At 72.0% G+C, this 2,569-nt stretch carries 2 protein-coding genes; both read left to right on the top strand.

Features of this window, described 5'->3' with window-relative positions; translation table 11 throughout:
* A partial coding sequence (locus tag PROKR_RS26770) for a DUF6580 family putative transport protein (protein ID WP_036969914.1) occupies window positions 1-541 on the top strand: 541 nt, incomplete at its 5' end.
* Window positions 542-1,041: 500 nt separating this feature from the next.
* A complete protein-coding gene (locus tag PROKR_RS26775) occupies window positions 1,042-2,280 on the top strand; it encodes a lipase family protein (protein WP_157602750.1) in 1,239 nt (412 codons plus the stop codon).
* The last annotated feature ends 289 nt before the right edge of the window (window positions 2,281-2,569 follow it).

Genomic DNA, 2,569 nt, shown 5'->3' on the forward strand with positions numbered 1-2,569 from the left:
GTGGCGTCCGGCGACCGTGGTGCTCGTGCTGGCCGCTGCGGTGGTGTGGCGGCTGGTCGCGCCCGGCCTCGGCGCCCCACCGAACCTCGAGATCGCGACGGCGGCGACCTTTCTCGCCGTGCTCCTGCTGCGCAACCGGTGGGCGGCCGTGGTGCCGTTCGTCGTCGTCGCGGTGAGCGACGCGGTGCTCGGCAACACGCAGATCATGTGGTTCACCTGGTCGGCGTGGGCCGTGGTGGGCGTCGGTGCGATCCTCGCGCGGCACCTGCGCGGGCCCGGCCGGTACGCGGCCGCGCTCGGCGTGGGCGTCGTCGGCTCGCTGTGGTTCTTCGCCTGGACCAACTTCGGCGTGTGGCTGCTGGACGGGATGTACCCGTCGACCCTCGACGGCCTGCTCGCGAGCTACGTGGCGGGCCTGCCGTTCCTGCGCACCATGCTGCTGGGCAACCTGGTCCTGGTTCCGCTGGCCGCCCTCGTCGCGGACCTGGTGGAGCGCGCCGAGACGACTACGGAGCCCGCCACCGCCCCGGCCAAGGGCTAGCTGTCCGGCGAGCGCGAGACTGCCACCGACTTCGGCCGGTTGCCCTGAGGCCGGTCAGTCAACTGACCGGCCTCAGCGCAACCGGCCGAAGTCATTGAGCCGACATCGAGTCGACGTCGAGCCGAAGGCGTTGAGCCGACAGGGAATCGAGGTCATTGAGCCGTCGTCATGGAGCGGGGGGCCTGTCCTGTCGACGCTATTGCGGTTAGAGTCAGTAGCGGCCCGCCCGCGGGCCCGGTCGCTCAATGCCGAGCGCCCGAGGACCTCACCGAGGAGATCCGATGCCGCTCGTCAACGACCCGCACGCCTCGTCCGCGCCCTCGCCAGCCAGTCCGCTTGGTGCCCCGCTCGGTGTCCCGCCCAGTGTCCCGCCTGCGGGTCTGCCCGCGCCGCCGGCTTCCGCGCCGTCCGCCGCTCCGACCCGGGTGTCATCGGCTCTTCCCGAGCCCGGCCGGCGTCGTCCCCGGCTGCGCTGGGCTGCCGTCGTCGCTGCCCTGACCGTGCTCGCTCTCCCCGTGGTGGCCGCCGTTCCGGCCACGGCGGACGAGTCGCCCGCCCCCGCCGACCTCTTCGCTCGGGCGGACCAGCCGACACCGGCGCCCAGCACTTCCAGCACCCCCGGCACCTCCGACGTCCCCGACGTCCCCACCATCCCCAACCAGGCCGTCCCGCTCGACGACTTCTACACCCCGCCCACCCCGCTCCCCGACGGCGCGGACGGCGAGATCGTCCGGTGGCGCGAGGAGCCCCGGCAGCTCACCGCCCGCAACTACCTGGTGATGTACCACTCGACCGACGCGACCGGGCAGGACATCCCGGTGACCGGCCGGGTGCTGGTGCCGAACACGCCGTGGCGGGGTGAGGGTCCGCGGCCGATCGTCTCCGTGGCGAGCGGCACGCGCGGCGTCGGCGACACGTGCGCGCCGTCGCGCTGGCTCGACTACGAGCGACCGTTCATCGAGCCGATGCTGCTGGCCGGCTGGGCCGTGGTCGTGACCGACTACGAGGGGCTCGGCACGCCGGGCGGGCACACCTACGTGGTGGGCCAGTCCGAGGGGCGCACCGTCATCGACATCGTGCGAGCCGCGACGAATCTGCCGGCCACGGGGCTGGAGGCCGGCGGCAAGGTCGCGTTCTCCGGGTACTCACAGGGCGGCGGGGGAGCGATGTGGGCGGGCGAGCTGCAGCCCGAGTACGCACCCGAGCTGGACCTGGTGGGCGTCGCGGCGGGCGGCGTGCCCGCCGACCTGACCGAGGTCGCCGACGGGCTCGACGGGAAGGTCGGGTTCGGGTTCCTCCTGTTCGCGGCCTACGGGCTCGACGCCGCCTACCCCGAGCTGGACCTCGAGTCCTACCTGAACGAACGCGGCCGCGAGACCTACGAGCGCGAGAAGGACGCGTGCGTCGAGGCCACGCTGCCGCACGCGTTCCAGGACATCGGTATGTTCACCACGACGAACCCGCTGCGGTCGCCGCAGTGGCAGGCCCGGCTCGACGAGAACCGCCTCGGCGCCAACCCGCCCGACGTCCCGATCAGGCTCTTCCACGGCACGCTCGACGAGATCGTCGCCCCGGGCCAGGCGCGGACCTTGCGCGACGAGTACTGCGCGGCGGGCGCGGAGGTCCAGTGGGAGTGGCACCTCGGCGAGCACGTCTCGACGATGGTGACCGGGGCGCCCGGCGTCATCGCGTTCCTCGACCGGAGGTTCGAGGACCGGCCCTTCCTCGGACACTGTTGAGAGCACAAAGCCCCAGGTGAGGGGCACTTTTTGATCGAGTCGCGACGGGTTCGGGGTGAACCCCGGGCCCGTCGTCGCTGCGTCGCGTACCGTTCCCCGGCCGTTCACTCGCGCGTCGCCGTCCGGTTAGTCCGATTGATGACGATTGCCGGGTACGTGAGTCCGTCCGAGCACGACCAACACCCGAGCGAGGGGTTCTGTCATGGCCAACATCAATGTGACCTTCCAGCAGATGGAGGACGCCTCCCAGCGCATGAAGCAGGAGGCCGACGACATGCAGGCGAAGCTG

Origin of the sequence: Promicromonospora kroppenstedtii DSM 19349 (assembly GCF_000515355.1) — a bacterium.
GTDB classification, from domain to species: Bacteria; Actinomycetota; Actinomycetes; order Actinomycetales; family Cellulomonadaceae; genus Promicromonospora; species Promicromonospora kroppenstedtii.